The organism is Coriobacteriia bacterium (assembly GCA_034370385.1).
Taxonomy (GTDB): Bacteria; Actinomycetota; Coriobacteriia; order Anaerosomatales; family PHET01; genus JAXMKZ01.
Genome location: JAXMKZ010000013.1, coordinates 1 through 2,007, shown reverse-complemented (window position 1 = coordinate 2,007; position 2,007 = coordinate 1). Strand labels below are relative to the sequence as shown.

The 2,007-nt window shown below is 60.7% G+C and carries 4 protein-coding genes; all 4 read left to right on the top strand.

Annotation, left to right across the window (positions count from 1 at the left end):
* The first annotated feature begins 420 nt into the window (after positions 1–420).
* The gene (locus U1E26_04030; protein ID MDZ4168810.1) at positions 421–756 is read left to right on the top strand and encodes a type II toxin-antitoxin system RelE/ParE family toxin; all 336 of its coding nucleotides are present in this window, start codon (positions 421–423) and stop codon (positions 754–756) included.
* A complete protein-coding gene (locus U1E26_04025; protein ID MDZ4168809.1) occupies positions 756–1,040 on the top strand; it encodes a Fis family transcriptional regulator in 285 nt (94 codons plus the stop codon). Before U1E26_04030 ends, U1E26_04025 begins: the two co-directional genes overlap by 1 nt.
* Before the next feature lie 167 nt (positions 1,041–1,207).
* Positions 1,208–1,435 (top strand): addiction module protein, encoded by a 228-nt coding sequence (locus tag U1E26_04020; GenBank protein ID MDZ4168808.1) that lies wholly within the window; start codon positions 1,208–1,210, stop codon positions 1,433–1,435.
* Positions 1,432–1,728, top strand: coding sequence for a type II toxin-antitoxin system RelE/ParE family toxin (locus U1E26_04015; GenBank protein MDZ4168807.1), 297 nt, complete (start codon positions 1,432–1,434; stop codon positions 1,726–1,728). Before U1E26_04020 ends, U1E26_04015 begins: the two co-directional genes overlap by 4 nt.
* Positions 1,729–2,007: the final 279 nt, after the last annotated feature.

The window sequence follows — 2,007 nt, the reverse complement described above, 5'->3', positions numbered from 1 at the left end:
TGCGCAAACAGGCTCCGAAACGCGCCAAGAAATTGACCTGAAGCCGATCACTCTGGTACTGCTGACCAAGACACGCGTCGCTTCGCTCCGGAAGTGATCGCCTTCGGCGGAATCGGTGTCCAAGGTGAGCGGAATCCGCAGCTCGGCGCATCTTCGAACGTTCGGAGTGGTAAGCGGCCGAGCCGCAGTGTCTTCGGACTCGTCGTCGAGGCCCCCCGTGATCGTCCTAACAAGCGCTTCAACTTGGCGGCCAAGAGCTACAATGCGGAAGTGCGGCGAGTAGGCCGCAGGTTAAGCCAAACACGTTAGAACGACCCTGCAACCATCCCGTCCCGAAGGTTCTCTCGGGCCTCAGGGTGTCACCAATTGCACCAATTGTGGTACAGTCCTTGCGTAGCTGAATCCGCCGACAACAAACCAGTGCTCGTTGTGGTGTTCTTCAAGACCGCGTCGGACAGAGAGCCCGTTCGTGAGTGGCTGCTCGACCTTGCCCCGGATGCTCGGAGAGCGATCGGCTATGACATCAAGACGGCGCAGTATGGTTGGCCACTCGGGATGCCGCTCATCCGCAAGCTCGAACGGGATCTGTGGGAGGTCCGCTCTGACTTGCCGGCGGGCATCGCGCGCGTGATGTTCACCGTCGAAGAGGGCCACATGGTTCTATTGCACGGGTTCGTGAAGAAGTCGCAGAAGACGCCGGCGGCGGACCTGAAGACGGCACGGCAGCGACTCGCTGAACTGAAGGGAGCGAAGTGATGGACAAGAAGCATATCGGAGGCGACTTCGACGACTTCCTGCGTGACGAGCACATGCTCGACGACGCTGAGGCGGTCGCCGCCAAGCGCGTCATCGCGTTCCAGATCTCTCAGGAGATGGAGCGTTGCCACATCACCAAGACCGACATGGCGCATCGCATGGGTACGAGCCGGCCGGCGCTCGATCGGCTGCTCGATCCCACGAATCCGTCGGTGACTCTGTCGACGCTGGAACGTGCTGCATCGGCGGTTGGCAAGCGACTCAAGGTTGAGCTGTCAGCGTAGCGTTTGCGTTCTAACAAGCGCATCAACCCCACGCGCAGAAGCGCTCGGTTATGCTGGAATCGCTCGGCGCGCGGGTTATACGCAACACGTTCGATTCACACAGGGAGATATCGACCTGAACGCGGTATGATTGTTGTGACGACACGAATTAGAGAGGTGAGGCGCACATGACGATTGACGAGCTCAAGCGTGAGGCGATGCGCCTCGCTCCGACAGAGCGCGCCGACCTCGCTCGGCAGCTGCTGGTCAGTCTCGACGAACTGTCCGAGTCAGAGGTCGAGCGCCTGTGGCTTGAAGAGGCAGAGCGCCGCCGCCACGGCGTCGAGTCCGGCGCCACGAAGCTGATTCCGGCGGACGAGGTTTTCGCTCGGTTGCGCGCGAAGCGCCCCGCGTGACCGATTTCATCTCCTTCGAGCCCTCCGCCGAGCGCGAGTTGGAGGAAGCTGCGGATTTCTATGACTTGGAGTCGCCTGGACTTGGCGCGAAGTTCATCGATGCGGTCAAGATGGCGCTGTCCGAACTTGTCGAGTTCCCTGAGTCGTGTCCGATCCTTCTCGGCGAGACGCGCAAGCTCGTCCTCGATCGCTATCCGTACTCGGTCCTGTACTGGACTGACGGTAAGCACATAGCGGTGTCGGCCGTCGCCCATCAGGGTCGTCGGCCCGGCTACTGGCAAGACCGCACCTGACCGGCTGCGTGGAATCGAACAAAGGCATCGACGCAGACAAACCGGCCGTGTGAGGTATCCTCGGCTTGGAATCTGGCGTGGCCGGTTTGCTGGTCATGCCTAGCACGTGCGTTGGGAATAGCCGCGTCGCCGTGTGCGGGCCCGTTGCCTCACGTAAGAATGTCGTCGAACGTCACCTTCGTTGACTCATCATAGATGTCGTCGAAATCGGGTGCCTGCACCTCCCTTCTCCTGATCGATTCCTTGAGTGAGACGAGCTCATAGAGACGACGCTGCCGT

Coding starts and splice junctions, on each gene's coding strand:
- U1E26_04020 (MDZ4168808.1), top strand. CDS start 1,208: ATGACGATTGACGAGCTCAAGCGTGAGGCGATGCGCCTCGCTCCGACA.
- U1E26_04025 (MDZ4168809.1), top strand. CDS start 756: ATGGACAAGAAGCATATCGGAGGCGACTTCGACGACTTCCTGCGTGAC.